Below are 26,326 nucleotides of genomic sequence, written 5' to 3'. Positions count from 1 at the left end.
AACACCGGGGAGGGCCGCGCCGGTCAGAGAAAGGCGTGGCCCTCGCCCCGGTAGGTCGGCACGGTGTCCACCACCCGGTCCCCGTCGACCAGATGCAGCTCGCTGAACCGCTCGCACAGCTCACCGGCCTTGGCGTGCCGGAACCACACCGTGTCGCCCACCGCCAGCCCGTCTGCCGCCGGCCCCAGCAGCGGCGTCTGCACCTCACCGGGCCCCTCCTGCGGGTCGTAGCGCAGCCCGGCGGGCAGCTGCGGCACCGGCAGCCGGTCCGCACCCGCCACCCCCGACGCGGGGTAGCCGCCGCCCAGCACCGTCACCACGCCCGGGCCGGGCCGGCGCACCACCGGCAGCCCGAACAGCGCCGCCGGACGCCCGCTGAACGACCGGAAGTTGTCGAACAGCCGCGGCACATAGAGCCCCGACCCGGCCGCGACCTCGGTGACCGCCGCCTCCGCGGCCGTGTGCTGCACACTGCCGGTCCCGCCGCCGTTGACGAACTCCAGCCGTGGCGCCACCTCCCGCACCGCCCGTACGGCCTCCCAGCGCCGCTGCGCCAACTCCTTGCGCGCCGCCGCCTGCATCACCCGGATCGCCCGCGAGAACACCGGCTTGCCCGCGACCTCGTCGCCGACCCCCGCCACATGCCCCTCGTAGGCCATCAGCCCCACCAGCCGGAACCCGGGCCGGCGCACCACCGAACGGGCCAGCGCGGCCAGTTGGGCCGGCTCCCGCACCGGCGACCGCCGGGCGCCCACCCGCACCCGGCCGCCCAGCAGACGGTAGGAGGTGTCCAGCTCCAGGCACACCCGCACCTCCGGGCCGCCGCGCGCCCCGCCCGGCCGGGCCGCGTCGATCAGCTCCAGCTGCGCGGGGTCGTCGACCATCACCGTCACCGCGGCCGCCAGCGCCGGGTCCGCGGTCAGCTCGGCGAAGCCGGCACGGTCCGCCGACGGGTAGGCCAGCAGGACGTCGGTGCACCCCGAGCGCGCCAGCCACAGCGACTCGGCCAGGGTGAAGCTCATGACCCCGGCGAAGCCCTCGCGCGCCAGCACCCGCTCCAACAGGGCCCGGCAGCGGACCGACTTGCTGGCGACCCGGATCGGTTTGCCCCGCGAACGGCGCACCAGATCGGCCGCGTTGGCGTCGAACGCCGGCAGGTCGACCAGCGCCAACGGGGCGTCGAGGTGGGCGGTGGCCCGGTCGTAGCGGGCCTTGTCGCCATCCGCGTCGGGGGAGTGTGGGGACATGGCCGCAGCCTGCCAGAACCGCCTACCACTGGGTAGAGGGGAGAGATCCCGACAGAGCGGACAACGGCCGGACAGGGGTTGGAGCACCGGGTGCGCCAGCCCTTACAGTGGCTCGACACCGCAACCGGCAGGTCAGCGGCGTGTTGTCCAGATACCAGCCACCCTGCCCCGATTGCGGATCGGGTCCGGGCCCACGGCGCAGGGGGGAGCGCGGGTGAGCACCGACGCCGAATTCGCCGAAGCGCGGCACATCCCACCCATACCCCCGAGGCCGCCCCGGCAGCCCGCGTCCGCCGCGACGCCGGAGGCGGATCCGCACACCGCGGTGCTGCGCCGGCCGGTACCCGGCCCGCCCCCGGCCCCCGCGCCGAGCCCGCCCGCCGGCCCTCCGCCCCCTGCCGCCCCGCCCGTCCCCCCGCGCCCCACGGTGCCGCCGTCCGCGCCGCCGCACAGCCGGCCCGCCGCCCCCGCTGCCCCCGCCGTCCCGCCCCCGCCGGCCGGCCGCCCGGCGGCCTTCCGGGACACCGCTGCCTTCCACCTGGCCAACAGCCAGGACGTATGGAGCACCGCCGGCCGCGGCGCCGCACCCCCGCCCGCCGCCGGCCGCCCGGCCCCGCGGCACTGGCCCGGCACCCCGGTACGGCCGGGGGGACCCGGGGTCCCCGGGGCGCCCGCGCGCCGGTTCCCCGCCGGCCGCCGCCCCGGTGCCCGGGTGCTGGCCGCCGCGGCCTGCCTCGTGCTCGGCGTCGGCCTGCTCGCCGGCGCGGCGGCCGGGAACTGGCTCACCGACGATTCCCCCGACGCCCCGCCGAGCCCCGCGGCGGCCTTCGCCCGGGGCCACGACGTCTGGCACAGCACCCCCGTCGACTCCCTCTTCCCGCGCACCATCGACGGCCTCGGCGCCGGTCCGGGCGGCGCCGACCGGGCCTGGACCCGGATCGCCGTCGCCCCCGACAGCGGCTGCACCGGGGCCTATGACCCCGCGCTCGCCAAGGCGCTGGCCGCGGCCGGCTGCGTCCGCCTGCTGCGCGCCACCTACACCGACGCCACCCACAGCAGCGTCATCACCGTCGGCGCGCAGACCGCCAAGGTCGATCAGGCCGGGATGATGGCCCTCAACACCCGCTTCAGCACCAAGAACCTGGGCACCCGCACCGACCTGATGCCGCTGCCGTACGCCCCCAAGGACACCGCCGCCGAGGGCTTCGGGCGTGCCCAGCGGGCCAGTTGGACCGTCCGGGTGCTCACCGATGTCCCGGTCATCGTCTACGCCGTCTCCGGCTTCGCCGACGGCCGCGAGGCCACCGCGCCGCAGCCCGCCGAGGACGCCGCCCGGCCGGGCGCCACCACCGCACCGGGCGAGTCCGGCCTGGGCCATGACGCCAAGGGCGTCGCGGACCGCATCGCGGCGGACTTCCGCACCGCCTCCGGCATCCCCTCGCAGACCACGGAGTCCTCGCCATGACTCGCTCCCCGCTGCGCGCCGCCGCCGTCGCGCTGGCCGCCGCGGCGCTCGCGGTGCTGCCCGCCGTGCCCGCGCGGGCCGACGCCCTCCGCGCCCAGCAGTGGGGCCTGGAGGCCGTGCACGCCCAGCAGGCCTGGCACACGACCAAGGGCAAGGGCGTCACCGTCGCCGTCCTGGACACCGGCGTCGACGCGGGCCACCCCGACCTCCAGGGTCAGGTCCTGCCCGAGAAGGACCTGGTCGGCTTCGGCGCCGGCCCCGGCGACGACTCCTGGGCCCGGCACGGCACCGGCATGGCCAGCGTCATCGCCGGCCGCGGCCACGGCCCCGGCGACCAGGACGGGGTCCTCGGCGTCGCCCCCGAGGCCCGCATCCTGCCGATCCGGGTCATCCTGGAGGACAACGACCCCCAGCGGGAACGCGCCCGTACGGAGAAGGCCGGCGCGCTCGCCGACGGCATCCGCTGGGCCGCCGACCACGGCGCCGACGTCATCAGCATGTCCCTGGGGGACGACAGCGCGTCCGCCCACCCCGAGCCGCGCGAGGACGCCGCCGTCCAGTACGCCCTCGGCAAGGGCATCCCCGTCGTCGCCTCCGCCGGCAACGGCGGCGAAAAGGGCAACCACGTCTCCTACCCGGCCGCCTACCCCGGCGTCATCGCCGTCACCGCGGTCACCCACCAGGGCGTCCGCGCCCCCTTCTCCACCCGCCACTGGTACGCCACGGTCAGCGCCCCCGGCGACGGCATCGTGATGGCCGGTACCGGCGAGTCCTACCTCTCGGGCTGGGGCACCAGCCCCGCCGCTGCCTTCGTCTCCGGCGCCATCGCACTGATCCGCTCCGCGCACCCCGGCCTGAGCCCCGCACAGATCCGCCGGCTGCTCACCAGCACCGCCCAGGACGCCCCCGAGGGCGGCCGAGACGACGACTACGGCGCCGGCCTGATCGACCCCGCCGCCGCGATCAAGGCGGCCGCCGACGTCAGGCCCGCGCCCGAGAAGCCGTCCCCCGCCGCCTACCGCCAGCGCTACTTCGGCCCCGGCCCGACCGCCGACGACGCGACGGCCTCCACCGACTGGCTCCCCTGGGTCGCCGGCGGCGCGGGCCTGGCCCTCCTGGTCGCCGCCGCCCTCCTCCTGCGGCGCACCCGCAGCTGACCCGTGGCCGCCCGCCCGGCACCGGGGGGCGGCCCGCACCCTTCGAACGGATACGCTCGCCGGCGTGGAAAAGAACATCCCCAACTCCGGCTTCGCCGACGACGACGGCTCCGCCGACCCCGCCCTGACGGCCGCCCTGGCGGCGTACGACGCCGACCGGAGCACCGAGCCGCAGTTGCTGTCCGCGCTGGCCGGAGCCCGCATGCTGGTCCCCGTCGTGGCGGTGCTGGGCGACGTGGAGACGGGCCCGGACGGCCTGCGGCGCGAGAAGACCAGCGATATGGCGGTCCCGACGCTGCAGGCCCCGGACGGCCGCCGCGCACTGCCCGCCTTCACCTCCATGGAGACCCTCCAGCGCTGGCGCCCGGACGCGCGCCCGGTGGCCGTCCCGCTCCAGCAGGCGCTGCTGGCCGCCGCCCACGAGAAGGCCGACACCCTCGTCATCGACCTCGCCGGACCGGTCACCTACCAGCTCACCGGCCCCGCGCTGCGGGCCCTCGCCGAGGGCCGGACCACCGCCGACCCGCTCGCCGACCCGGCCGTCGCCGACGTCCTGCGCGCGCTGCTCGCCGCCGAGCCCGCGGTGCTCCTCGCCCACCTCCTGCCCTCCGACGAGACCGACGGCACCCTGGCGCTGGCCTTCGCCGACGGCGCCCCGGCCGCCGAGGCCGCCCAGCGGCTGGCGCAGGCGCTGGCCGCCGACGAGACGCTGCGGAGCCGGCTCGTCCGAGGCCTGGACCTGGCCCTCCTGCCGCCCGGCGGTGCGCCCGCGGCAGAGCCGCTCTACCGGCGCTGACCACCCCGGCACGGCGTCCCCGGCAACCGCCCGGGTCGCCCGTGCCGACGGGCGGGTTCGTCCCCGGGGCCGCACAATGCCAGGAGAGCTCAAGATCCACGCGAGGAGAGCCCCATGGCGACAACGGAGCCGGAGACGGAGACCGGGCCCCACGGCCCCACGGTGTTGACCCGCACGATCGTGGCCGAGTTCCTCGGCACCCTGCTCCTGGTGTTCTTCGCCGTCGGCTCGGCGGTACTGGCGGGCGAGTACATCGGCACCTTCGGCATCGCCCTGGCCTTCGGCTTCACCATGCTGGCGCTGGCCTACGCGCTCGGCCCGATCTCCGGCTGCCACCTCAACCCCGCGGTCACGCTCGGCATGCTGCTGGCGCGCCGGCTCACCCTGCGCACCGCCGTGGAGTACTGGATCGCCCAGGTCGTCGGCGCCATCGTCGGCGCCGCGCTGCTGTTCCTGGTCGCCAAGCAGGTCCCCGGCCTGCAGACGCACGCCGCCTTCGGCACCAACGGCTGGGGCGACCGCTCCGCGGTGCACCTCAACCTCGGCGGCGCCTTCGTCCTCGAAATGGTGATGACGTTCCTGTTCGTCTTCGTCTTCCTGGCGGTGACCCACAAGGTGGCGCTGCTGGGCTTCAACGGTGTGGCGATCGGCATGGCCCTGGCCACCGTCCACCTGATCGGCATCCCGCTGGACGGCACCTCCGTGAACCCCGCGCGGTCCATCGGCCCCGCGCTGTTCGCCGGCGGCCCGGCCATCACCCAGCTGTGGCTGTTCATCGTCGCGCCGCTGATCGGCGGGGCCCTCGCGGCCGCGGTGCACCAGGTCACCCACCCGCCGCACGAACCAGTGATCGTCGCCGACACCGCCTCGCCCGAGGAGCCCGCGGCCGGCTCCGGCGAGCCGGTCTGAGCCCGGGCCCACCCGCCCCCGGACGCGCACGAGCCCCGGCCCTCCCTGGGCCGGGGCTCGTCGTGCGCGGTGGCCGGAGACTAGCCGTACACCGGCCCGGTGAACTTCTCCCCGGGACCCTGGCCCGGCTCGTCCGGGACGACCGACGCCTCGCGGAACGCCAGCTGCAGCGACTTCAGGCCGTCCCGCAGCGGCGCCGCGTGGTAGGAGCCGATCTCGGTGGCGCTGGCGGTGACCAGGCCGGCCAGCGCCTGGATGAGCTTGCGCGCCTCGTCGAGGTCCTTGTGCGCCTCGCCGTCCTCGGCGAGCCCCAGGTTGACCGCCGCCGAGCTCATCAGGTGCACCGCGACCGTGGTGATCACCTCGACCGCCGGCACCTCCGCGATGTCACGGGTCATGGCGTCGAAATTGGGGCCGGCCGCGCCCGCCGGGTGCGGGGCGTCGGGCTGCTGCGGGGTCTGGTCGCTCATGGCTGTGGGCTTCTTCCTGCTGAGGGGTCGGCCCCAGCCTATGGCCCACCGGCGCGCACCCCGCGTCCGGGAGCGTGCCCCGGGCCCCCGCGCGCCCGCGGCCGGCACACGAGTGGGTGGTGGCCCTTGACTCGTGTATTCTGGTGTTCCGACCGGCCGGACACGCATGTGACCGGCCCACAAGTGGAGGCTCCGATCTCCCACCCGGTCGACCTCAGGGTCGGCGGGTCAACGGTCCGGCTGCGCCCCGCGGAGACTTCGCGGCGGTGCTCCAGATCTATGTGGAGCCCCGCCTGTGTCCCGTCCGGGGCATTTTTCGTGTACCGGCGCGGTTGGTCACACCGAACAGACGTTACGCGGCAGTCCGCCAGGCCGTCGCGTGGTGCTACCGAGGAGGATCCATCAGCGCCGAGCCCCGCATCAACGACCGGATTCGCGTCCCCGAGGTGCGACTCGTCGGTCCCAGTGGCGAGCAGGTCGGCATTGTGCCGCTTGCCAAGGCCCTGGAGCTTGCGCAGGAGTACGACCTCGACCTCGTCGAGGTGGCGGCGAACGCCCGTCCGCCGGTCTGCAAGCTCATGGACTACGGAAAGTTCAAGTACGAGTCGGCCATGAAGGCCCGTGAGGCGCGCAAGAACCAGGCGCACACGGTCATCAAGGAGATGAAGCTCCGGCCGAAGATCGACCCGCACGACTACGACACCAAGAAGGGTCACGTCGTCCGGTTCCTCAAGCAGGGTGACAAGGTCAAGATCACGATCATGTTCCGTGGTCGCGAGCAGTCCCGCCCCGAGCTGGGCTTCCGACTGCTGCAGCGGCTCGCGGAGGACGTCCAGGAGCTCGGCTTCATCGAGTCGAACCCCAAGCAGGACGGCCGCAACATGATCATGGTCCTCGGTCCGCACAAGAAGAAGACCGAGGCGATGGCCGAGGCCCGTGAGGCGCAGGCCGCCCGCAAGGCGGAGCGTCAGGGCGGAGCTCCCGCGGAGGAGCCTGCCGAGGAGCCCGCCGAGGCGTGATCCATGGGCGTGAGCCCCGGGTTCATGCCGGGGCAAGCCGCCCCGGACACCAACCGATACATCTGACGCTCCCGCCAGCCCGGTCCGTGCCGGTGGGAGCGCCACTGACGAGGAGAGAACGGCGCATGCCGAAGAACAAGACGCACAGCGGTGCCAGCAAGCGCTTCAAGGTCACCGGCTCCGGCAAGGTGCTGCGTGAGCGCGCCGGCAAGCGCCACCTGCTCGAGCACAAGTCGTCCCGCGTGACGCGTCGCCTCACTGGCAACGCCGAGATGGCCCCGGGCGACGCCGCGAAGATCAAGAAGCTTCTCGGCAAGTGAGTCGCGGCGCCCCGCCGGACAGGCGGGGTGCGCGACCTCGACCGGGACCCAATCGATTCGGGCCGTGTGACGACAACCACGGCCCCGCTACAAGGAGTTAACAAGTGGCACGCGTCAAGCGGGCAGTCAACGCCCACAAGAAGCGTCGGGCGATCCTCGAGCAGGCCAGCGGCTACCGCGGCCAGCGCTCCCGCCTGTACCGCAAGGCGAAGGAGCAGGTCACCCACTCCCTCGTCTACAACTACAACGACCGCAAGAAGCGCAAGGGCGACTTCCGTCAGCTGTGGATCCAGCGCATCAACGCCGCTGCCCGCGCCAACGGCATGACCTACAACCGCTTCATCCAGGGTCTGAAGGCCGCCAACATCGAGGTGGACCGCAAGATCCTGGCCGACCTCGCGGTCAACGACGAGAACGCGTTCGCGGCGCTCGTCGAGGTCGCCCAGAAGGCGCTGCCGAGCGACGTCAACGCCCCGAAGGCTGCCTGAACGTCAGCCTGAGGTAGTTGTGACGCGGACCCGCAGGCTCCGGCCGGCGGGTCCGCCGCTTTTCCTGCCGGCCCCCGACGGCCCGGCCTCCCCCGCACCGGACAACAGAAGCGAGCCGCCGAACCCATGGGCACCCCCGAGCTGATCTCCCCGCGTTCCCCGCGTGTCGTCGCCGCGCGGCGATTGGCCCGCCGCGCCTTTCGCGGCAAGGAGCGCCGGTTCATCGCCGAGGGCCCGCAGGCCGTACGGGAGGCCATCGCCCACCGCGCCGGGGGCGCGCCCACGCTCATCGAGCTGTTCGCCACCACCGAGGCCGCCGAGCGGCACACCGAGATCGTCGAGGCGGCCCGCGCTGCCGGGGTTCGGGTGCACCTCGCCGACAACCGGACCGTCGCCGACATCTCCCAGACCGTCACCCCGCAGGGGCTGCTCGGCGTCTGCCGGTTCCTCGACACGCCCTTCGAGGAGATCCTCGCCGCCCGCCCGCAGTTGATCGCGGTGCTCGCCAACGTCCGCGACCCCGGCAACGCCGGTACGGTGCTGCGCTGCGCGGACGCCGCCGGCGCGGACGCGGTGGTGCTGACCGACGCCTCGGTGGACCTGTACAACCCCAAGTCCGTCCGGGCCTCGGTCGGTTCGCTCTTCCACCTCCCGGTCGCGGTCGGCGTACCGGTCGAGCGGGTGGTGGCGGGCCTGTCCTCCGCCGGCGTGCGCATCCTGGCCGCCGACGGCGCGGGCGACCGTGACCTGGACGCGGAACTCGACGCCGGCTCCATGGGCGGGCCCACCGCCTGGGTCTTCGGCAACGAGGCCTGGGGCCTGCCGGAGGAGACCCGGGCGCTGGCCGACGCCGTCGTACGGGTCCCCATCCACGGCCGGGCCGAGAGCCTCAACCTCGCCACCGCCGCCGCGGTCTGCCTCTACGCCTCCGCCCGCGCCCAGCGCAGCCCCGGCGGCTGCCGCGCGGTGTCACCCGCCTGAGGGGCGTCTTTCGGATCCCGCCGGTGAGACGGGACGAGCTAGTAGTCTTGCGTGCCCGGGGGCCCGGAAGGGGGTAACGGGGATGAGTGTGGGGACGTCCGGCAACTCCGTCGCGGCTGACGGCTGCCCGCCCGGCGGGCCGGTGGCCGGCCTCGGCATCGACCCCGACGACCTGCCCGACGGCCTGGTCGTCGCGGACGCCACCGGCCGGGTGACCTGCTTCAACACCGCGGCCGGCACGATCACCGGCATCGACCCCGACGAGGTGCTCGGCCGCCCCCTCGAACAGGCCCTGCCGCTCCAGGACATCGAGGGGCGCCGCTGGTGGCGGCTGACCGACCCCTACGGCGGCCTGGCCATCCGCCGCGGCCAGCCCGAGCGCAACCTGCTGCTCGGCGGGCGTGAGGTGCTGGTCTCCGCGCGCTACGTCCGCGGCCGGCCGGCCGGCCCCGTACAGCGGGTGGTGGTCGCGCTGCGCGGCACCGAGGCCCGGCGCCGTACGGAGCTCAGCCACGCCGAGCTGATCGCCACCGTCGCCCATGAGCTGCGCTCCCCGCTGACCTCCGTCAAGGGGTTCACCGCCACCCTGCTGCAGAAGTGGGAGCGCTTCACCGACGACCAGAAGCGGCTGATGCTGGAGACGGTGGACGCCGACGCCAACCGCGTCACCCGCCTGATCGCCGAGCTCCTGGACATCTCCCGGATCGACTCCGGGCGGCTGGAGGTCCGCCGGCAGCGGGTCGACATGATCGCCGCGGTGCGCCGGCACGTCCAGGCCCAGGCCACCGCCGGGCAGCGGCCCGACCGCTTCCTCATCCGGATGAGGGAGCCGCTCCCCGATCTGTGGGCGGACCCGGACAAGGTGGACCAGGTGCTGGGCAACCTGCTGGAAAATGCGGTGCGCCACGGCGAGGGAACCGTCACCATCGAGGTCGGACCGGCATCGGATGCGACCAGCGCGGATGCGACCAGCACAGAGGGGACGAGCGTCACCGTGAGCGACGAGGGCCCCGGTATCCCGGAGGAGTCGATGAGCCGCGTGTTCACCCGCTTCTGGCGGGGCAGCAAGCGCGGCGGCACCGGCCTGGGCCTCTACATCGTCAAGGGCATCGTCGAGGCCCACGGCGGCACGATCACGGTCGGCCGCGCCCCCGCCGGCGGCGCGCAGTTCCGATTTAGCCTGCCCGTCGCGGCCCCGGCCTTCCTGGCCTGAGGAGCCCGCGGCGGGCGCCCCGCACGGGGGCGTGGACCGGCCGCGCGGCCCGTCCCCCTTAGACTTGACCTTTGGCACCTTTGGCGCACAGGCATCGCGGGCGCAGCGCGGGCTCGGCATCCGACCTTTGTGATCGAGGAGCCGAGGCGAAGCGAGCCAAGCCAAGCCAGTCCACCGGAAGCACGGGAAGAGATGTCCGCACCCAATAAGTCGTACGACCCTGTCGAGGTCGAAGCCCTGAAACCGGAAGAGATCACCGCCCGGGTGGAGGAGGCGCTGGCCGCCGTCGCCGCCGCGGACTCTCTGGAGGCGCTGCGTGAGGTGAAGGTCGCCCACGCCGGCGACCGCTCGCCGCTCGCCCTCGCCAACCGCGAGATCGGCGCGCTGCCCCCGCACGCCAAGGCGGACGCCGGCAAGCGCGTCGGCCAGGCCCGTGGCCGGGTGAACCAGGCGCTCAAGGTCCGCCAGGAGGAGCTGGAGGCGGAGCGTGACGCCCGGGTGCTGGTCGAGGAGGCGGTGGACGTCACCCTGCCCTACGACCGCACCCCGGCCGGCGCCCGGCACCCGCTGACCACCTTCATGGAGCGGGTCGCCGACGTCTTCGTGGCGATGGGCTACGAGGTGGCAGAGGGTCCCGAGGTCGAGGCGGAGTGGTTCAACTTCGACGCCCTCAACTTCGTGCCCGACCACCCGGCGCGCCAGATGCAGGACACCTTCTTCGTCAAGGCCAACGGCGCCCAGGACGATGAGTCCGGCGTCGTGCTGCGCACCCACACCTCGCCGGTCCAGGCCCGTACGCTGGTCGACCGCGAGCCGCCCGTCTACATCGTCTGCCCGGGGCGGGTCTACCGCACCGACGAGCTGGACGCCACGCACTCCCCGGTCTTCCACCAGATCGAGCTGCTCGCCGTCGACGAGGGCCTGACCATGGCGGACCTCAAGGGCACCCTCGACCACATGGTCCAGGCGCTGTTCGGCCCCGACATGAAGACCCGGCTGCGGCCGAACTACTTCCCGTTCACCGAGCCGTCCGCCGAGATGGACATGGTGTGCTACGTCTGCCGTGGCGCGTCCGTGGGCAACCCCGACCGTCCCTGCCGCACCTGCTCCAGCGAGGGCTGGATCGAGCTCGGCGGCTGCGGAATGGTCAACCCCAAGGTGCTCATCGCCTGCGGTGTGGACCCCGAGAAGTACAGCGGGTTCGCCTTCGGGTTCGGCATCGACCGGATGCTGATGTTCCGGCACAACGTGGAAGACATGCGCGACATGTTCGAGGGCGACGTCCGGTTCACCCGGCCGTTCGGGATGGAGATCTGATGCGGGTCCCGCTTTCTTGGCTGCGGGAGTACGTCGACCTGCCGGCGACGGAGACCGGCCGGGACGTACAGGAGAAGCTGATCACGGTCGGCCTGGAGGTCGAGACGGTCGAGCGCCTCGGCGAGGGCCTCAGCGGTCCGCTCGTCGTGGGCCAGGTGCTGACCATCGAGGAGCTGGAGGGCTTCAAGAAGCCGATCCGCTTCTGCACGGTCGACGTCGGCCAGGCCAACGGCACCGGCGAGCCCCAGGAAATCGTCTGCGGCGCACGGAACTTCGCGGTCGGCGACAAGGTCGTGGTGGTCCTCCCCGGCGCGGTGCTGCCCGGCGACTTCAAGATCGCCGCCCGTAAGACGTACGGCAAGAAGTCGCACGGCATGATCTGCTCCGGCGACGAGCTGGGCATGGGCGACGACGGTACGCACGGCATCATCGTGCTGCCGCCCGAGTACGAGGTCGGCACCGACGCCATCGAGCTGCTGGAGCTCGTCGACGAGGTGCTGGACATCGCCGTCACCCCGGACCGCGGCTACTGCCTGTCGATGCGCGGGGTGGCCCGCGAGACCGCCACCGCGTACGGGCTGCCGCTGCGCGACCCGGCGCTGCTGGACGTGGCGCCGCCGAACGCCGGCGGCTACCCGGTGCAGGTGGCCGACCCGATCGGCTGCGACCGCTTCACCGCCCGCACGGTCACCGGTGTGGAGCCCGAGGCGCGCACCCCGCTGTGGATGCAGCGCCGCCTGCAGAAGGCCGGGATGCGCCCGCTCTCGCTCCCCGTCGACATCACCAACTACGTGATGCTGGAGATCGGCCAGCCGCTGCACGCCTACGACCGGGCCACCGTCGACGGCCCGATCGGCGTCCGCCGCGCCACCGCCGGCGAGCAGCTGACCACCCTGGACGGCACCAAGCGGGTGCTGGACGCCGAGGACCTGGTCATCACCGACAACCGCGGCCCGATCGGGCTCGCCGGTGTGATGGGCGGTGCCAACACCGAGATCGCGGGTGCGGTCGCCGACCCGGAGACCGGCCAGCTGCGCGGTACCACCGACATCGTGGTGGAGGCCGCGCACTTCGACGCGCTCGCCATCGCCCGCACCGCCCGCCGGCACAAGCTGTCCTCCGAGGCGGCCAAGCGCTTCGAGCGCGGGGTCGACCCGGAGGCCGCGTCCGCCGCGGCGCAGCGCACCGTCGACCTGCTGGTGCTGCTCGGCGGCGGCACCGCCGAGGACGGCGTCACCCAGGTCGTCTCGCCCCGCGGGCCGCGCACCATCAGCGTCCCCGCCGACCACCCGGACAGGGTCGCCGGTGTCACCTACGGCCGGGAGACCGTCGTCCGCCGCCTCCAGCAGGTCGGCTGTGACGTCTACGGTCAGGACGAACTGGTGGTCACCGTGCCGTCCTGGCGGCCGGACCTCAGCGACCCCAACGACCTGGCCGAAGAGGTCATCCGGCTGGAGGGCTACGAGAACCTGCCCTCCACCCTGCCCAAGCCGCCGGCCGGCCGGGGGCTGACCGAGCGCCAGCGACTGCACCGCAGGGTCGGTCGGGCGCTGGCCGGCGCCGGCTACGTCGAGGCGCTGAACTACCCGTTCACCGGCTCCGCCGTGCTCGACCAGCTCGGCATCGAGGCCGACGACCCGCGCCGCGCGGCGGTCACCCTCGTCAACCCGCTCTCCGACGAGGAGCCCGACCTCCGCACCACCCTGATCCCGGGGCTGCTGGGGGCGCTGCGCCGCAACCACGGCCGGGGCACGCACGATCTGGCGCTCTTCGAGACCGGCCCGGTCTTCCGGGCGACCGGTGACGAGAAGCCGGCCAGCCGGCTGGTCGTCGACCGCCGGCCGACCGACGACGAGATCGCCTCGCTGGACGCCTCGCTGCCGCAGCAGCCGCGGCGGGCCGCGGTGGTGCTCGCCGGGGCCCGGGAACAGGCCGGCTGGTGGGGCGCGGCACGCCCGGCCATCTGGGCGGACGCCATCGAGGCGGGCCGTACGGTCGCGCGGGAGGCGGGCGTCGAGCTGATCATCCGTCAGGACCAGCACGCGCCGTTCCACCCGGGCCGGTGCGCGGCCCTGCTCGCCCTGGTCGACGGCGAGGAGGTGCTCGTCGGCAACGCCGGTGAGCTGCACCCGCGGGTCATCAAGGCGATGGCGCTGCCCGAGCGGACGGCGGCCATGGAGATCGACCTGGACCGTCTGGAGCAGGCCGGCATCGGACGGCTCAAGGCACCCACGATCTCCTCCTTCCCGGTCGCCACCCAGGACGTCGCGCTCGTCGTCGACGCCGGTGTCCCAGCGGCGGACGTGGAGGCCGCGCTGCACGACGGTGCGGGCGAACTGCTGGAGTCGCTGCGGCTGTTCGACATCTTCACCGGCGAGCAGCTCGGTGCCGGCAAGAAGTCGCTGGCGTACGCGCTGCGCTTCCGGGCCCCGGACCGGACGCTGACCGCGGAGGAGGCCTCGGCGGCCCGCGACGCGGCGGTGGCCGCGGCCGTGGAGCGGACCGGAGCGGTGCTGCGCGGCTGAGTGGTCCGCGACCTCGTGTGACGGGGCGGGGGCGGAACGGTGCGAGCCGTTCCGCCCCCGCCCCGTCGGCATGTCCGGGGAAGGGGCGGCGCAGCGGCCGGCGTATGCGACCGACACCGGCCCGGGCGCACCGCGAAGCGCCGGGGCCACCCGTAAGGTGACGCAGGCCAGGCCTTCCCCCGGTCCATGCCCGGTCGCCACTGATCCTGGATCCGGGAAGGCCTGCTGCGTCCCGCCCCCGCGCCACGCCGTGGACCCGGACACCGCGGGACGGCTCACCCGGGCTCCTCCACGGAAGCCGCTAGGGAAGCGACGGCGAAAGCCCCTACGAAAGCCCGTACGGAAACGCCAACGAAAGTCGAAGAAACTCGGACGTCGATGTCGAGAACCCGTGACCGGCTCCGTCCCCGCAGTGAAGGCGACCACAATGGGTCGTACCAGCACCGAGGAGAACCACCATGGCCAAGTACTTGCTGCTCAAGCACTACCGGGGCGCCCCGGCTGCAGTCAACGACGTGCCGATGGACAAGTGGACGCCGGAGGAGATCTCGGCGCACGTGCAGTACATGCAGGATTTCGCGGCCCGGCTGGAGGGGACCGGCGAGTTCGTCGACGGTCAGGCGCTCGCCCCCGAGGGGATGTGGGTCCGGTACGACGGTGAGGGGCGCCCGCCGGTCACCGACGGCCCGTTCGCCGAGACCAAGGACCTCATCGCCGGCTGGATGGTGATCGACGTCGACAGCCACGAGCGCGCCGTCGAGCTGGCCGGGGAGCTGTCGGCCGCCCCCGGAGCGGGCGGGAAGCCGATCCACGAGTGGCTCGAGGTGCGCCCGTTCCTGACCGCGCCGCCCACCATCACGGAGTGACCTCTCCGATGGACGAGGCCCTGCTCCGGAGCCTCACGCCCAGCGTGCTCGCCGTCCTCGTACGCCGCGGAGCAGACTTCGCGGCGGCCGAGGACGCCGTGCAGGACGCGCTTCTCGAGGCCATTCGCGTCTGGCCGGCCGACCCTCCGAGGGACCCCAAGGGCTGGCTGGTCACCGTGGCCTGGCGCCGGTTCCTCGACGCGACCCGGGCGGACGCCGCCCGCCGCCGGCGTGAGGACCTCACCGGCGAGGAGCCGGCGCCCGGGCCCGCGCCCTCAGTGGACGACACCCTCCAGCTCTACTTCCTGTGCGCCCACCCCTCGCTGACGCCGTCGTCCGCGGTCGCGCTCACGCTGCGCGCCGTGGGCGGGCTGACCACCCGCCAGATCGCCCGGGCCTACCTGGTGCCCGAGGCGACCATGGCGCAGCGCATCAGCCGGGCCAAGCGCACCGTGTCCGGTTGCGGAAGGCTCGACCGGCCCGGCGACGTCGCCACCGTGCTGCGCGTCCTCTACCTGGTCTTCAACGAGGGCTACTCCGGCGATGTCGACCTCGCTGCCGAGGCCATCCGCCTCACCCGGCAGCTCGCGGCCGCGATCGACCACCCCGAGGTGGCGGGGCTGCTCGCCCTGATGCTGCTCCACCACGCCCGGCGCGCCGCCAGGACCGCGCCCGACGGCAGCCTGGTGCCGCTCGCCGAGCAGGACCGCGGCCGGTGGGACACCGCGTCGATCGCCGAGGGCGTCGAGATCCTGCAGGCGGCCCTCGCCCGCGACCGGCTGGGCGAGTTCCAGGCCCAGGCCGCCATCGCGGCCCTGCACGCCGATGCGCCCGCCGCCGGGGAGACCGACTGGGTGCAGATCGTCGAGTGGTACGACGAGCTCGCGCGCCTGACCGACAACCCGGTCGTCCGGCTCAACCGCGCGGTGGCCGTCGGTGAGGCCGATGGACCGCGCGCCGGCTTGGCGGAGCTCGCGGCGCTGGACGACTCCCTGCCCCGTTACACCGCGGTGGCGGCATACCTCCACGAGCGCGACGGCGACCTGGAGACCGCGGCGCGGCTCTACGCCGAGGCGGCCCACCAGGCGCCCGACCTCGCCGAGCGCGACCACCTGACCCGCCAGGCCGCCCGGCTCAACTCCGGCCGGCACCGCTGACGGCTCGCACTCGGATCGTCCCGCGGCGCGTGGTGCGGGCCCGTGCGTGGCCGGAGCGGTCGCCTCGACGTCCCCCCCCGACGTCCCCCCCCTGACGTCCCCCCGACGTCCCCCTCCCGCGATGATCCGGCTGCGCGGAAGGCGGCTCACCCACGCCCCTCATGGCACGGCCCATCACCCCATCGAGTGGTGATTTACCTATCGTCGTCGAATGGGCACATAAGGTAGCGAGAATCGGCAGGGGCGATACGGCCGGGGCGGCGGGTACGGCCCGCGGGGCCGCGGCGGCGGGCCCGGAGCCTGCCGGCTCAACACGTAAGGGGACCACTGGCTAAGGGGACCATCGGCATGATCCGAACCTGGGCGCGCGGCGGAGCACGCGCCGGGGCGGCCCGTGCCCGACGGGCCTTCGTCTTCGTCCTGCCCGGTCTCTGGGTGCTCGGCGTGGTGACCTGGGAGCTCTGCCAGCCGACCAGTGGCCGGCTGCTGCAACTCCTGGCCGCCGCACCGGCCATCGCCTGCGCGGGCACCGGCCGGCGCCAGTGCGTCCTGCTCGGCGGGGTCTGTGCGGTGGCCGCCCTGGTGCCCTTCGGCACGGCGGAGTCCGGGCCGGGACTCGGTACCCGCGCCATGACCTGCGGCGCGATCCTCGCGGTGGTCGGCGCCAGCTATCTGACGGCCCGCCGGCGGCTGCGGCTGCTGCGGGAACTGGAGCGCACCCGGGAGGTCGCCGCGGCGGCCCAGCGGGTATTGCTGCGGCCCCCGCCGCCGCGGCTGGAGGGGCTGGTGCTGGCGGCCGGGCACCTCTCCGCGAGCGAGGGGGCGGTGGTCGGCGGGGACCTCTACGAGGTCGTAGGGACCCGGCACGGCGTCCGCGCGGTGATCGGGGACGTCCGCGGGCACGGTCTGGCGGCCATAGGCACGGTCGCCGCGGTGCTCGGCAGCTTCCGCGAGGTGGCGCACGACGAGCCCGAACTCGCCGGTGTGCTGCGTCGGTTGGAGCGGGCGCACCAGCGGCACCTGGGGGAGCGGGGCCGCCGGGAGCAGCCGGTGGGCGAGGCGGAGGCGGCCGGTCCGCCGGCGGAGGAGTTCGTCACGCTGCTGCTGGTGGAGATCGCGCCGGACGGCTCGGTCACGGCCCTCAACTGCGGCCACCCGTGGCCGTACCGGATCGGCTGCGGCGCCGTCGCCCAGGTCGCGCCGGGCGACCCGATGCCGCCGCTGGGGCTGTTCCCGCTGCCCGAGGCGCCGGCGGTGGTGGGCTGTGGGCGACTGGCGCCCGGCGAGGGGCTGTTGCTGCACACCGACGGCGCGGTGGACGCCCGGGACGCGTCCGGCGGGTTCTTCCCGCTGACCGCGGAGGTGTGCCGCAGCGTCGACGCGGCGGCGCCCGGCGACCCCACGCCGTCCGGTGTGGTCGGGGACGTCCGGGAGGCACTGCTGCGGCACGCCGGCGGCCGGCTCACCGACGATGTGGCGCTGCTGATGTTGAGCAACGAGCGGGTACGGGTACCGGCACCGGCCACCGGGGGCGGACGGGCGGAGTCCCCCACTGGACGGGGCTCTTCACACCCCGTGTGAAGGGGAGTTCACTACGCTCAACTGGCGGAGTAGCCCTGTCGATAAAAGGCCGTGACACGGCCATGAGCCGGCCGCCCGGGGCGGGTTCCGGCTCACCGGGAGGCCGGTATGGAGCCCAACACCCTGCTCGATGCGATGCTCGACGAGGCCGGTATCTCCCATGCGGGGCTGGCCGCGCGGATCAACCACCTGGGGCGCCGGCGCGGGTTGGCGCTGCGCTACGAACACACCGCGGTGGCCCGGTGGCTCAAGGGCCAGCGGCCGCGCGGGCAGGTGCCGGACCTGATCTGCGAGGTGCTCACCGAGCGGCTGCACCGGCCGGTCGGGCTCGACGACATCGGGCTGAGCGGCCCGGGCCTGGCCCGGACCCGCGACACCCCGCTCTCCGGCTTCGTCGAACGGGCCACCGCGCTGTGGCGGTCCGACGAGCAGCAGCGGCCGCACATCGTCGACGCCCCGGCGCTCACCGGCACCTCGGCGGTCATCCCCGTATGGGAGTGGGAGAACCCGCCCGAGGACCAGGACGTCTCGCGCGACGGGCTGACCCGGGTCGGCATGGCCGACATCGAGATGCTGCGCGCCGCGCGGGCCCACTACGAGCAGATGTACCGGAAGGCGGGTGGTATCGCGACCAGAGCGCGCATCGTGGGATTCCTCAACACCGAGGCGGCGCCGCTGCTGCGGGGCAGCTACAGCGACGCGACGGGACGTCAGCTCCACCGGGCGACCGGCGGGCTGGTCGCGGTCGCCGGCATCTGCGCGTACGACTCGGACGCTCTCGGGCTGGCCCAGCGCTACTTCCATCAGGCGCTGCGGCTGGCCAAGGCCAGCGGGGACCGCGGCCTCGGCGCGTATGTCATCGCGCTGCTGGTCAACCAGTCCCTCTTCGTACGGGAGTACCGCCAGGCGGTCGCCTTCGCGGAGGCGGCGCTGCGGGCCGCCGGCCCGCAGCTCACCGCGGCGCTCGCCGCGGACCTCTATGCGATGCAGGCCAAGGCCTACGCACGGCTCGGCGACGGGTCCGGGGCACTGGCGTGCATCCGGCGCGCGGAGACGGCCGCGGAGCGCATCCGCCCCGGACTGGAGCCGGCCGAGACCGGCTATGTCCAGCCCGGCCTGGTGAACGTACAGGTGGCGGAGGCGCTGCTCAGCCTCGGGGACCTGCGGGCCGCCCGGGAACAGGCGGACGCGGCCGTCGACACCCCCGCACACGACCGCGGCCGGGTCCACCGGCTGGCCATGCTCACCCACATCGAGCTGCGCCAAGGTGATGCGGACCGGGCTGTGGCCAACGCCGCGCAGATGACCGAGCACGCTCGGGGCATGGAGTCGCAACGGCTGCGGGACCGGCTGCGGGCGGTGCGCGAGCACCTCGCGGCGACCGGGAGCTCCGCGACGGACGAGGCTGCCGATCTCATCGACGAGGTGTTGCGCGTTCCGCTGTGACCGGGCTCGTGTCACCTTGCCGGTTCACAAGCGGAAGGTGGCAGTTACGTGCGTTGGAACAACCTCAGCGAGAAGCCCGTCTATGCGAACCCGTGGTTCCGGGTCAATCTGGCCGATGTGGAGCTGCCCGACGGCCGCCGGCTGGAGCACTTCCTGATCCGGATGCGGCCGGTCGCGGTGGCCACCGTGGTCAACGAGGCCCAGGAGGTGCTGCTGCTGTGGCGGCACCGCTTCATCACCGACACCTGGGGGTGGGAGCTGGCCGCCGGGGTCGTCGAGGACGGTGAGGACCTCGCGGCCGCGGCCGCGCGCGAGATGGAGGAGGAGACCGGGTGGCGGCCCGGCCCGCTCCGGCACCTGATGACGGTGGAGCCGTCCAACGGCCTCACCGACGCCCGGCACCACATCTACTGGTCCGACGAGGCGGAGTACCTCGGCCTCCCGCAGGACGACTTCGAGTCGGACCGGCGGGAGTGGGTGCCGCTGAAGCTGGTGCCCGACATGGTGGCCCGGGGGGAGGTGCCGGCCGCCAACATGGCCGCCGCGCTGCTGATGCTGCATCACCTCCGGCTCGGCTGAACGGCTCCCGGGCCGTACCCGCCGCCCGGCGGGCACGGCCCGGGTCATCGGCCCAACGTCTGCCACACCCCCACCACCAGCGCGGCGAGCCCGGTCAGCGCGGCCAGCGAGGGCAGAGGCCAGCGGGTGCTCTCGATCCGTGTGACGCGGGCCTGCAACTCGTCCGCGTCCCGCTCGTTCTGCTCGGAACGCTGGGCCAGCAGCGCGAGTTGGCCGTCGACCCGGGCGGTGCGCACATCGAGCTGACGGCGCAGCTCGGCTAAGTCGGCGGTCACCGGGTCGGTTTGGGGGTGGGCGGTCACGTTCCGCTCCTCATTCCTTCGCTCATCGACGGGGTAAGGCGTACCTGTTCCAGTCAACTGCGCTGCGGCGACGGGCGGGAGCGTGTGCGGTGCGGAGAAAGGGGCCCGCACTTCACACCCCGTGTGAAGTGACGGGGGGTGACGAACGCCCGGGCCGCACACGGGGTGTGAACCGCGCGCCGGTGGCCGGGCGTCGCACACCCTTCCGCCGGGCCGCGCGGGGGAGTTGACTCAGTGGCCTCCCCCCCCCAGGGAACCGGCCGGCGGCGGGCGCCCGGCCCGGAGTCCGCCCGCCGGATCAACTCCCCCCGAGCGGCGGGCGGACGGACCCGGCCCGGCTCGCCCGGATGACGGATCCGCAGCTGTGGTCCGCGTTCGACTCCTGCGCCGTCACGCGAGCGGAGAGCGCCATCAACCAGTCGAGCTGGCAGCCCGCTTCGTCTGCGGAAACGCAGGGGAGCGGGGTCCGTATGCGCAAGGCGCGAGCGTATACGGACCCCGCTTGAGGAGCCGGGCCGCGGGGGCGGTCAGACGGTGGTCTTCACCGGCTCCTGGTCTTCGTTCTCGCCGCTTTCTCCGGCTTCGCGGGCACGGACGAACTCCAGGAAGGAGTGCAGCTCGCGCTTGACGATCGGGGCGAGGAGGTAGAGGCCGATGATGTTGATGACGGCCAGCATGAAGAGCACGGCGTCGGCCATGTCGATCAGGGTCTGCAGCGTGAGCAGGGAGCCCGCGACGGCGAACAGCGTGTAGAGGACCTTGAAGGTCAGCTCGCTGGTCCCGCTGCGGCCGAAGAGGTGCGTCCATGCCTTGAGGCAGTAGTAGCCCCAGGTCAGCATCGTGGAGACGGCGAACAGCAGCACCGCGAGGGTGAGGAGGTACGGGAACCAGGGCAGCACCGTGCCGAAGGCGTCGGAGGTGATGGTGACACCGCCGATGTCCCCGCCCTTGCGGGCCTCGTCCCAGCTGGCGGGGTTGGCGATGACGATGGTCAGCGCGGTCATCGTGCAGACGAAGACGGTGTCGATGAACGGCTCCAGCAGGGCGACCAGGCCCTCGCTGGCGGGGTGCTTGGTCTTGACCGCGGAGTGGGCGATCGGGGCGGAGCCGAGCCCCGCCTCGTTGGAGAACGCGGCTCGTTTGAAGCCGATGATCAGGGCGCCCAGGACACCGCCGGCGACGCCTTCGGGGTTGAAGGCGCCCTCGATGATCGTGGCGACGGCGTCGGGAACGGCGGTGACGTTCACCAGGATGACGGCCAGGCACGCGGCGATGTAGAGGGCGGCCATGGCCGGCACCAGCCTGCTGGTGACGTTGGCGATGGAGCGGATACCGCCGAGCAGGACGACGCCGACCAGCGCGGCGATGAGGAGGCCGAAGAACAGGGCACCGGCGGAGGAGCCCATGATCCCGGTCTCGCCGCCGGTGACGGAGACGAGCTGGGCATAGCTCTGGTTGACCTGGAACAGGTTGCCGCCGAAGAGGCCGAAGAAGAGCACCATGGCCGAGGCGAGAAGGGCGAGGATCTTGCCGAGTTTCTTGCCGTTGCTACCGAAGCGGTCGGCGAGGCCCTTGGGCAGGTAGTGCATCGGGCCGCCGGAGACGGTGCCGTCGGCGTGTACCTCGCGGTACTTCACACCGAGGGTGACCTCGACGAACTTGGTGGCCATGCCGAGCAGACCGCAGAGGATCATCCAGAACGTCGCGCCGGGGCCACCGATGGAGACCGCGACGGCGACACCCGCGATGTTGCCGAGTCCGACCGTGCCGGAGACGGCCGCTGTCAGCGCCTGGAAGTGGTTGACCTCACCGGCCGACCCCTTCTCGTCGTACTTGCCTCGCACCACGTCGACGGCGAGCCGGAACTTGCGGATCTGCACGAATCCGAACCAGCCAGTGAAGACGAGACCGGCGACCACGAGCCAGGCGACGATCAGGGGCAGTTCCGTCCCGGCGACGGGAACGGCGTAGAAGACGACTTCGCCGAGCCAGGTGGCTATGGGTTCGAAGAACGAGCTGACTGCTTTGTCGACAGAACTGGTGAATGCATCGAGAGACACGTTGGCTACCTCGGTGGCGCAGGACCGGCGCACGGAAGGCTGCGCCGGTCGATGTGCGGTCTTTGAGCGAACGCCGTTGTCCGATCGGCGACCCGCGGTGGCACGGTCCGCGGACCCGGACCGTGATCACTGGTCGTACTGCCGGTGCGTGCCGGCACTCCGCAAGGCGGCGAGGTGGGGGACCGCTTGCGGTATTGCGTAGTTTTAGCACGCCCTTTACCAATTCTTGGGTGACGCGCGTCACATAGCGGCGAGTGACTTTCGAAAAGCGTCAGCGCGCGGGACCGATCCGTTGTCCGGGTGTGTGACTCGGAAGACCGAAACCGCACTCGCAGGCACTCGTCCTCGATGCCGCGGATTCCTTGCCGGGGCCCGGCAGGTGGACGCTGTCTCGGGTCACGACCGTGATCGGCGAGTGAAGGAGGTGTGGCCTTGCGCGGAAGCCTCGCGGCGGCCCGGGCCGGGAAGGCTGGGAGGGGCCGCGGCTTCAGAGAGCGCCCTCTGTTCACCCTGTGGGCTCGATGACCTCCACCGGTACCCCGAGGTCGCGGATGGCCGCGATCTCACTCTCGGAAGTGGCGGAATCCGTGAGGACAGCCTCGTAGGCGCTGATCGTTCCGAACGCGTGGGTAGCGGTCTTGCCGAATTTGGAGTGGTCGGCGAGTAGGAGGGCGCGGTCGGAACAGGCGATCATGGATTCCTTGACGTCCGCGTACTCCCGCAAGGGGTGGAAGAGCCGCCCTCCGAGAATGGCGGTGGCGGACATCAGGGCGATGTCGGCCTGGATCCGGGACAGGGCGCGGGCCACCTCGGGGCCGGTGCACGAGTTGAACTCACCGCGGTACTCGCCGCCCAGCAAGGTGACTGTCGTGTCCGGTGCGGTCCCCAGGAGTTGGGCGATGCCGACGGAGTTGGTGATCACGGTGAGCTGCGCAATGCCCGTGAGGGAAGCAGCCAGGGGGTACAGGGTGGTGGAGTCGTCCATCACCACCGTGTTGCCGGGCTGGATCCATGCCGCCGCGAACTCGCAGATGGCGCGCTTGGCCGGGAGGTTCTCGCCCTCGCGGAAGCGGGTGGCGGTCTCCATGGTCAGGGCGGGAAAGGCGACGGCCCGGCCGCGCTTCTTGCGGAGCAGATGGCGGCCGGCCAGGTCGTCGAGGTCGCGGTGCATCGTCATCAGACTCACGTCGAAGTGGTCCGCCAGCTCGTCGATCCGGGTTTCGCCGTGTTCAACGACGTAGCGCAGGATGGTCTGGCGTCGCTGTTCGACGGTGGCCTGCGACGACCGTGCCTTGTTGGGCACGTGTGTCTCCCTTCCCGGCCCTGCCGACAGGGCGGTCAGTTCTCCTGCGGACGCACGACGGACTTGATCGCGGTCCGGTCGAGAGCACCCGCGGTGAGTGCTCGTTCGGTGTCCTCCAACCGGTGGCGGTGGGTCACCAACCGGTCGAGTTCGACCTCGGCGGAGGCAGCCAGCGAGACCGCCGTCGGCCAGGTGTTGGCGTAGCGGAATGTGCCGGTGACCTCGATCTCGAAGTTTTGCACATGCGCCAAAGGGAGCGGGATCGTGTCGCCGCCCATGCCGATCAGGACGACCTGCCCGGCGCGGCCCACCGCACGTATCGCCTCGTCCGCGGCTGCTGGGGATCCGGAGCATTCCAGAAGCACGTCGGGCTCGAATCCGGTCCCGGCGATTCGGGTGGTGCGAGCGTCCACGGTGTGTGTGGCGCCCAGTTCGCGGGCCAGGCCGAGGCGGTGCGGCGCGATGTCGGTGACCATGACCTCAGCGGCGCCGAAGGCGCGGGCGGTCTGTGCGGCAATCAGGCCGATGGGGCCGGCACCCGTGACCAGCACCCGCGATCCTGGGGAGATGCGGGCCTTGCGGCAGGCCGATATGCCGACGGACAACGGCTCCAGCAGAGCGGCGGCATCCGCGCTCAGACTGTCCGGGACGGGGTGGGCGAAGTCCTCGTCCACGGCCACGTATTCGCACAGCGCGCCGTCGACGGGCGGGGTGGCGTAGAAGGAGACCTTGGGGCAGAGGTTGTAGCGGCCCGTACGGCACTGGGGGCAGCGTGCGCACGGGATGCCGGGTTCGATGGACACGCGCCGGCCGACGGTGTGAAAGCCGGCGCCCGGTCCGCGGGCGACGACCGTGCCGCTGGGCTCGTGACCGAGCACCATGGGGCTGCGGACGACGAAGTCTCCGATCCGGCCGTGCTCGTAGTAATGGACGTCGGAGCCGCAGATGCCGACCGCTTCGACGCGGACGAGTACCTGGCCGGGTCCCGGAACCGGTACCGGCCGCTCCTCGATGACGAGGTCCTTGGGCGCGCGGAGCACAGCGACGCGCATGGTGGCTGGGATGTGCGAGGGCAGAGGATTCACAGTCGTCCTTCGGGCGCGGTCGGCAGGGGCGGTCGGAGCTGGAGGGTGGGGCAAGGTCTTGCGGGCTGGACGGCCCGGTCCGGGTTTCGGCCGCTCACTTGACGGCGCCCAGGGACAGCCCCTGGACGAGCTTGTCCTGGGCCGCGAAGCCGGCGGCGAGCACGGGGAGGGAGATCAGGGTGGCTGCGGCACAGACCTGGGCGAGGAACAGTCCTTCGCCGGTGACGAAGCCGGTGAGGAAGACGGGCGAGGTCACTGCCGCCACGCCCGTGAGGACACGGGCGAACAGCATCTCGTTCCAGCTGAAGATGAAACAGATGAGCGCGGTCGCGGCGATGCCCGGGGCCGCTACAGGCGCCACGATGCGGCGCAGGGTGGTGAGCAGACCAGCGCCGTCGATCTGGGCGGCCTCCAGGATCGAGATCGGCACTTCGGCGAGGAACGACCGCATCATCCACACGGCGATCGGCAGGTTCATGGACGTGTAGAGGATGACGAGCAGGCAGATGTTGTCCAGCAGACCGGTGTTCTTGGCGAACAGGTAGATGGGCAGCAGACCCGCCACCAGCGGCAGCATTTTGGTGGACAGGAAGAAGAACAGCACATCCCGCCACTTGCGTACCGGCTTGATTGCCAGGGCGTAGGCCGCCGGAACCGCCAGCAGGAGCACCAGCGTGGTGGAGCCGATGCTGGCGGTTGCCGAGTTGATCAGCGCGGGCAGCGGACTTTGCCCGGTGGCGCTGCCGAAGAACTCCCGGTACCCGGACAGCGTCAGGTGGGCCGCGATCGACGGGGGATTGGTCGCGGCGTCCGTCTCGGAGTGGAAGGAGGTGAGCACCATCCACGCCACCGGGAGGAAGAAGAAGAGCCCGGCGCCCCAGGCGGTCAGCCCCCAGGCTGCGTTCCCTCCCTTCCTCCGTCGCACCGACGAGGTCTGCGGCAGGCGGTGGCGCGGGCTCCCGGTGGGCGGCGGCGCGCTGGCGACGGTGTGGAGGTCGGCGGTCATCGTTGGGTCTCCTCGCGGAACAGCGACGACACCACGCGCAGGGCGAAGGTCGCGATGACGATCGTGGCGACGAGGACGACGACGGCATTGGCTGACGCCTGGCCGTACTCGTGCGCCTGGTAGAAGGTCTCGTAAATCGAATAGGGCAGGTTGGCGGTGCCGAGCCCACCGGACGTCAGGGTGAAGACGGCGTCGAAGTTCTGCACGATGTAGATGGACCCGAGCAGCGTGCCCAGCTCCAGGTAGCGGCGCAGGTGCGGCAGGGTGAGGTAGCGGAAGATCTGCCAGGGGCTCGCGCCGTCGACCCGGGCGGCCTCGATCGCGTCGGTGGGCTGGCTCTGCAGGCCGGCCAACAGGATCAGCATCATGAACGGCGTCCACTGCCAGATCAGGGACGCCTCCACCGCGATCTTGGGCATGGTGGAGATCCAGTCCGGCTGCGCCGGGTGGTCGGCCCCGAAGAGCTGGCCGACCCAGGTGAGAAGCCCGTTGAGCAGGCCGTAGTCGGGGTTGTAGAGGGCGTCCTTCCACAGCAGCGCCGCCGCCACCGGCACGAGCAGGAACGGGGCGATGAACAGCGTCCGCACGATGCCGCGGCCGAGGAACGTCCGGTTGAGCAGCAGCGCGACGGCCAGGCCGAGCACGAGGGACACCGCGACGATGGACGCGGTCATGACGACGGTTGCGCCGACTGCGGAGCGCAACTCGCTGTCGGTGAACACCCGCGCGTAGTTGGACAGCCCGGTGAAGTCACGGGACGTGGGATCGAGGGAGTTCCAGCTGAACGAGGAGATCACCAGCGTCACGACGAAAGGCAGCTGCGTGACGACGACCAGAAAGATCATTGCGGGAAGCAGTGGAGCGCGCCGCGCCCAGGCGCCCGCTCTGGCCAGTGGGGTGATCGGTTCGGGGCCGGGTGACCGGCTGCTTGCGGCCACCCGCGCGGTCGTGCTGGTGGCGCGGCTCATAAGACTCATGTCCGTCTCTCATTTGGGCTGAGGGGGGATCCGCAGGCTGTCCGGCCCGGTCGGGGG

The 26,326-nt window shown here is 72.7% G+C and carries 24 protein-coding genes; 16 read left to right on the top strand and 8 right to left on the bottom strand.

Features of this window, described 5'->3' with window-relative positions; translation table 11 throughout:
- Positions 1-23: 23 nt before the first annotated feature.
- A complete protein-coding gene (locus AB0G84_RS19130; RefSeq protein WP_361321635.1) occupies positions 24-1,247 on the bottom strand; it encodes an amino acid deaminase/aldolase in 1,224 nt (407 codons plus the stop codon).
- Between the two features lie 214 nt (positions 1,248-1,461).
- Here AB0G84_RS19130 and AB0G84_RS19125 point away from each other — a divergent pair, with 214 nt between their 5' ends.
- The 4 genes from AB0G84_RS19125 to AB0G84_RS19110 all read left to right on the top strand — a co-directional run bounded on the left by AB0G84_RS19125 (position 1,462) and on the right by AB0G84_RS19110 (position 5,574).
- Positions 1,462-2,712: a hypothetical protein gene (locus AB0G84_RS19125; RefSeq protein ID WP_361321633.1), complete on the top strand. Its 1,251-nt coding sequence runs from the start codon at positions 1,462-1,464 to the stop codon at positions 2,710-2,712.
- The gene (mycP, locus tag AB0G84_RS19120; protein ID WP_361321631.1) at positions 2,709-3,869 is read left to right on the top strand and encodes a type VII secretion-associated serine protease mycosin; all 1,161 of its coding nucleotides are present in this window, start codon (positions 2,709-2,711) and stop codon (positions 3,867-3,869) included. Before AB0G84_RS19125 ends, mycP begins: the two co-directional genes overlap by 4 nt.
- A gap of 64 nt (positions 3,870-3,933) precedes the next feature.
- A complete protein-coding gene (locus AB0G84_RS19115) occupies positions 3,934-4,665 on the top strand; it encodes an SseB family protein (RefSeq protein WP_361321629.1) in 732 nt (243 codons plus the stop codon).
- Positions 4,666-4,779: 114 nt separating this feature from the next.
- On the top strand, positions 4,780-5,574 hold the full coding sequence (locus tag AB0G84_RS19110) for an MIP family channel protein (protein WP_361321627.1): 795 nt from the start codon (positions 4,780-4,782) through the stop codon (positions 5,572-5,574).
- An 80-nt stretch (positions 5,575-5,654) separates the two neighbouring features.
- Here the strand turns inward: AB0G84_RS19110 and AB0G84_RS19105 are convergent, their stop codons facing one another.
- Positions 5,655-6,044, bottom strand: a complete 390-nt coding sequence (locus tag AB0G84_RS19105; protein WP_361321625.1) for a DUF1844 domain-containing protein — start codon at positions 6,042-6,044, stop codon at positions 5,655-5,657.
- 332 nt (positions 6,045-6,376) lie between these two features.
- On the opposite strand from AB0G84_RS19105, the gene infC reads away from it, so the two are divergent.
- From infC to AB0G84_RS19045, 12 genes are all read left to right on the top strand, one after another.
- Entirely contained in the window at positions 6,377-7,063 is a 687-nt protein-coding gene (gene infC / locus AB0G84_RS19100) for a translation initiation factor IF-3 (protein ID WP_361321623.1), read from the top strand.
- 125 nt (positions 7,064-7,188) lie between these two features.
- On the top strand, positions 7,189-7,383 hold the full coding sequence (gene rpmI, locus AB0G84_RS19095) for a 50S ribosomal protein L35 (protein WP_016576627.1): 195 nt from the start codon (positions 7,189-7,191) through the stop codon (positions 7,381-7,383).
- Between the two features lie 104 nt (positions 7,384-7,487).
- A complete protein-coding gene (gene rplT / locus AB0G84_RS19090; protein WP_176097768.1) occupies positions 7,488-7,871 on the top strand; it encodes a 50S ribosomal protein L20 in 384 nt (127 codons plus the stop codon).
- A gap of 126 nt (positions 7,872-7,997) precedes the next feature.
- A complete protein-coding gene (locus tag AB0G84_RS19085) occupies positions 7,998-8,852 on the top strand; it encodes an RNA methyltransferase (RefSeq protein WP_361321621.1) in 855 nt (284 codons plus the stop codon).
- A gap of 82 nt (positions 8,853-8,934) precedes the next feature.
- Positions 8,935-10,065: an ATP-binding protein gene (locus tag AB0G84_RS19080; RefSeq protein ID WP_361321619.1), complete on the top strand. Its 1,131-nt coding sequence runs from the start codon at positions 8,935-8,937 to the stop codon at positions 10,063-10,065.
- Positions 10,066-10,257: 192 nt separating this feature from the next.
- Positions 10,258-11,382: a phenylalanine--tRNA ligase subunit alpha gene (gene pheS / locus AB0G84_RS19075; RefSeq protein ID WP_361321617.1), complete on the top strand. Its 1,125-nt coding sequence runs from the start codon at positions 10,258-10,260 to the stop codon at positions 11,380-11,382.
- Entirely contained in the window at positions 11,382-13,907 is a 2,526-nt protein-coding gene (gene pheT / locus AB0G84_RS19070; protein WP_361321615.1) for a phenylalanine--tRNA ligase subunit beta, read from the top strand. Before pheS ends, pheT begins: the two co-directional genes overlap by 1 nt.
- A gap of 458 nt (positions 13,908-14,365) precedes the next feature.
- Positions 14,366-14,773 (top strand): YciI family protein, encoded by a 408-nt coding sequence (locus AB0G84_RS19065; RefSeq protein WP_361321613.1) that lies wholly within the window; start codon positions 14,366-14,368, stop codon positions 14,771-14,773.
- A gap of 8 nt (positions 14,774-14,781) precedes the next feature.
- Positions 14,782-15,930: a DUF6596 domain-containing protein gene (locus AB0G84_RS19060; protein ID WP_361322043.1), complete on the top strand. Its 1,149-nt coding sequence runs from the start codon at positions 14,782-14,784 to the stop codon at positions 15,928-15,930.
- Positions 15,931-16,278: 348 nt separating this feature from the next.
- On the top strand, positions 16,279-17,511 hold the full coding sequence (locus AB0G84_RS19055) for a PP2C family protein-serine/threonine phosphatase (protein WP_361321611.1): 1,233 nt from the start codon (positions 16,279-16,281) through the stop codon (positions 17,509-17,511).
- A gap of 108 nt (positions 17,512-17,619) precedes the next feature.
- On the top strand, positions 17,620-18,957 hold the full coding sequence (locus AB0G84_RS19050; protein WP_361321609.1) for a transcriptional regulator: 1,338 nt from the start codon (positions 17,620-17,622) through the stop codon (positions 18,955-18,957).
- Between the two features lie 48 nt (positions 18,958-19,005).
- Positions 19,006-19,536 (top strand): NUDIX domain-containing protein, encoded by a 531-nt coding sequence (locus AB0G84_RS19045; RefSeq protein WP_361321607.1) that lies wholly within the window; start codon positions 19,006-19,008, stop codon positions 19,534-19,536.
- Positions 19,537-19,580: 44 nt separating this feature from the next.
- Here AB0G84_RS19045 and AB0G84_RS19040 read toward each other — a convergent pair whose 3' ends face one another.
- From AB0G84_RS19040 to AB0G84_RS19015, 6 genes are all read right to left on the bottom strand, one after another.
- A complete protein-coding gene (locus AB0G84_RS19040) occupies positions 19,581-19,838 on the bottom strand; it encodes a hypothetical protein (protein ID WP_361321605.1) in 258 nt (85 codons plus the stop codon).
- Between the two features lie 527 nt (positions 19,839-20,365).
- The gene (locus AB0G84_RS19035) at positions 20,366-21,898 is read right to left on the bottom strand and encodes an alanine/glycine:cation symporter family protein (protein WP_361321603.1); all 1,533 of its coding nucleotides are present in this window, start codon (positions 21,896-21,898) and stop codon (positions 20,366-20,368) included.
- 505 nt (positions 21,899-22,403) lie between these two features.
- On the bottom strand, positions 22,404-23,201 hold the full coding sequence (locus tag AB0G84_RS19030; RefSeq protein WP_361321601.1) for a DeoR/GlpR family DNA-binding transcription regulator: 798 nt from the start codon (positions 23,199-23,201) through the stop codon (positions 22,404-22,406).
- A gap of 35 nt (positions 23,202-23,236) precedes the next feature.
- Entirely contained in the window at positions 23,237-24,253 is a 1,017-nt protein-coding gene (locus AB0G84_RS19025) for an NAD(P)-dependent alcohol dehydrogenase (protein WP_361321599.1), read from the bottom strand.
- Positions 24,254-24,380: 127 nt separating this feature from the next.
- A complete protein-coding gene (locus AB0G84_RS19020; RefSeq protein WP_361321597.1) occupies positions 24,381-25,292 on the bottom strand; it encodes a carbohydrate ABC transporter permease in 912 nt (303 codons plus the stop codon).
- Positions 25,289-26,269, bottom strand: coding sequence for a sugar ABC transporter permease (locus AB0G84_RS19015; protein WP_361321595.1), 981 nt, complete (start codon positions 26,267-26,269; stop codon positions 25,289-25,291). The genes AB0G84_RS19020 and AB0G84_RS19015 overlap by 4 nt, the downstream gene beginning before the upstream one ends.
- Between the last annotated feature and the right edge of the window lie 57 nt (positions 26,270-26,326).

Source organism: Streptomyces sp. NPDC020742 (assembly GCF_040641675.1).
Lineage (GTDB): Bacteria > Actinomycetota > Actinomycetes > Streptomycetales > Streptomycetaceae > Streptomyces.
Note: the sequence above shows the minus strand (reverse complement) of the source record. Positions and strands in the feature narration are given on the sequence as shown.

Bases quoted from the DNA above. Each gene is read 5' to 3' on its own strand.
- AB0G84_RS19130 (WP_361321635.1), bottom strand. From the start codon at position 1,247: ATGTCCCCACACTCCCCCGACGCGGATGGCGACAAGGCCCGCTACGAC.
- mycP (WP_361321631.1), top strand. From the start codon at position 2,709: ATGACTCGCTCCCCGCTGCGCGCCGCCGCCGTCGCGCTGGCCGCCGCG.
- AB0G84_RS19110 (WP_361321627.1), top strand. From the start codon at position 4,780: ATGGCGACAACGGAGCCGGAGACGGAGACCGGGCCCCACGGCCCCACG.
- AB0G84_RS19105 (WP_361321625.1), bottom strand. From the start codon at position 6,044: ATGAGCGACCAGACCCCGCAGCAGCCCGACGCCCCGCACCCGGCGGGC.
- rpmI (WP_016576627.1), top strand. From the start codon at position 7,189: ATGCCGAAGAACAAGACGCACAGCGGTGCCAGCAAGCGCTTCAAGGTC.
- AB0G84_RS19085 (WP_361321621.1), top strand. From the start codon at position 7,998: ATGGGCACCCCCGAGCTGATCTCCCCGCGTTCCCCGCGTGTCGTCGCC.
- AB0G84_RS19080 (WP_361321619.1), top strand. From the start codon at position 8,935: ATGAGTGTGGGGACGTCCGGCAACTCCGTCGCGGCTGACGGCTGCCCG.
- pheS (WP_361321617.1), top strand. From the start codon at position 10,258: ATGTCCGCACCCAATAAGTCGTACGACCCTGTCGAGGTCGAAGCCCTG.
- pheT (WP_361321615.1), top strand. From the start codon at position 11,382: ATGCGGGTCCCGCTTTCTTGGCTGCGGGAGTACGTCGACCTGCCGGCG.
- AB0G84_RS19065 (WP_361321613.1), top strand. From the start codon at position 14,366: ATGGCCAAGTACTTGCTGCTCAAGCACTACCGGGGCGCCCCGGCTGCA.
- AB0G84_RS19060 (WP_361322043.1), top strand. From the start codon at position 14,782: ATGGACGAGGCCCTGCTCCGGAGCCTCACGCCCAGCGTGCTCGCCGTC.
- AB0G84_RS19055 (WP_361321611.1), top strand. From the start codon at position 16,279: ATGATCCGAACCTGGGCGCGCGGCGGAGCACGCGCCGGGGCGGCCCGT.
- AB0G84_RS19050 (WP_361321609.1), top strand. From the start codon at position 17,620: ATGGAGCCCAACACCCTGCTCGATGCGATGCTCGACGAGGCCGGTATC.
- AB0G84_RS19025 (WP_361321599.1), bottom strand. From the start codon at position 24,253: ATGCGCGTCGCTGTGCTCCGCGCGCCCAAGGACCTCGTCATCGAGGAG.
- AB0G84_RS19020 (WP_361321597.1), bottom strand. From the start codon at position 25,292: ATGACCGCCGACCTCCACACCGTCGCCAGCGCGCCGCCGCCCACCGGG.
- AB0G84_RS19015 (WP_361321595.1), bottom strand. From the start codon at position 26,269: ATGAGTCTTATGAGCCGCGCCACCAGCACGACCGCGCGGGTGGCCGCA.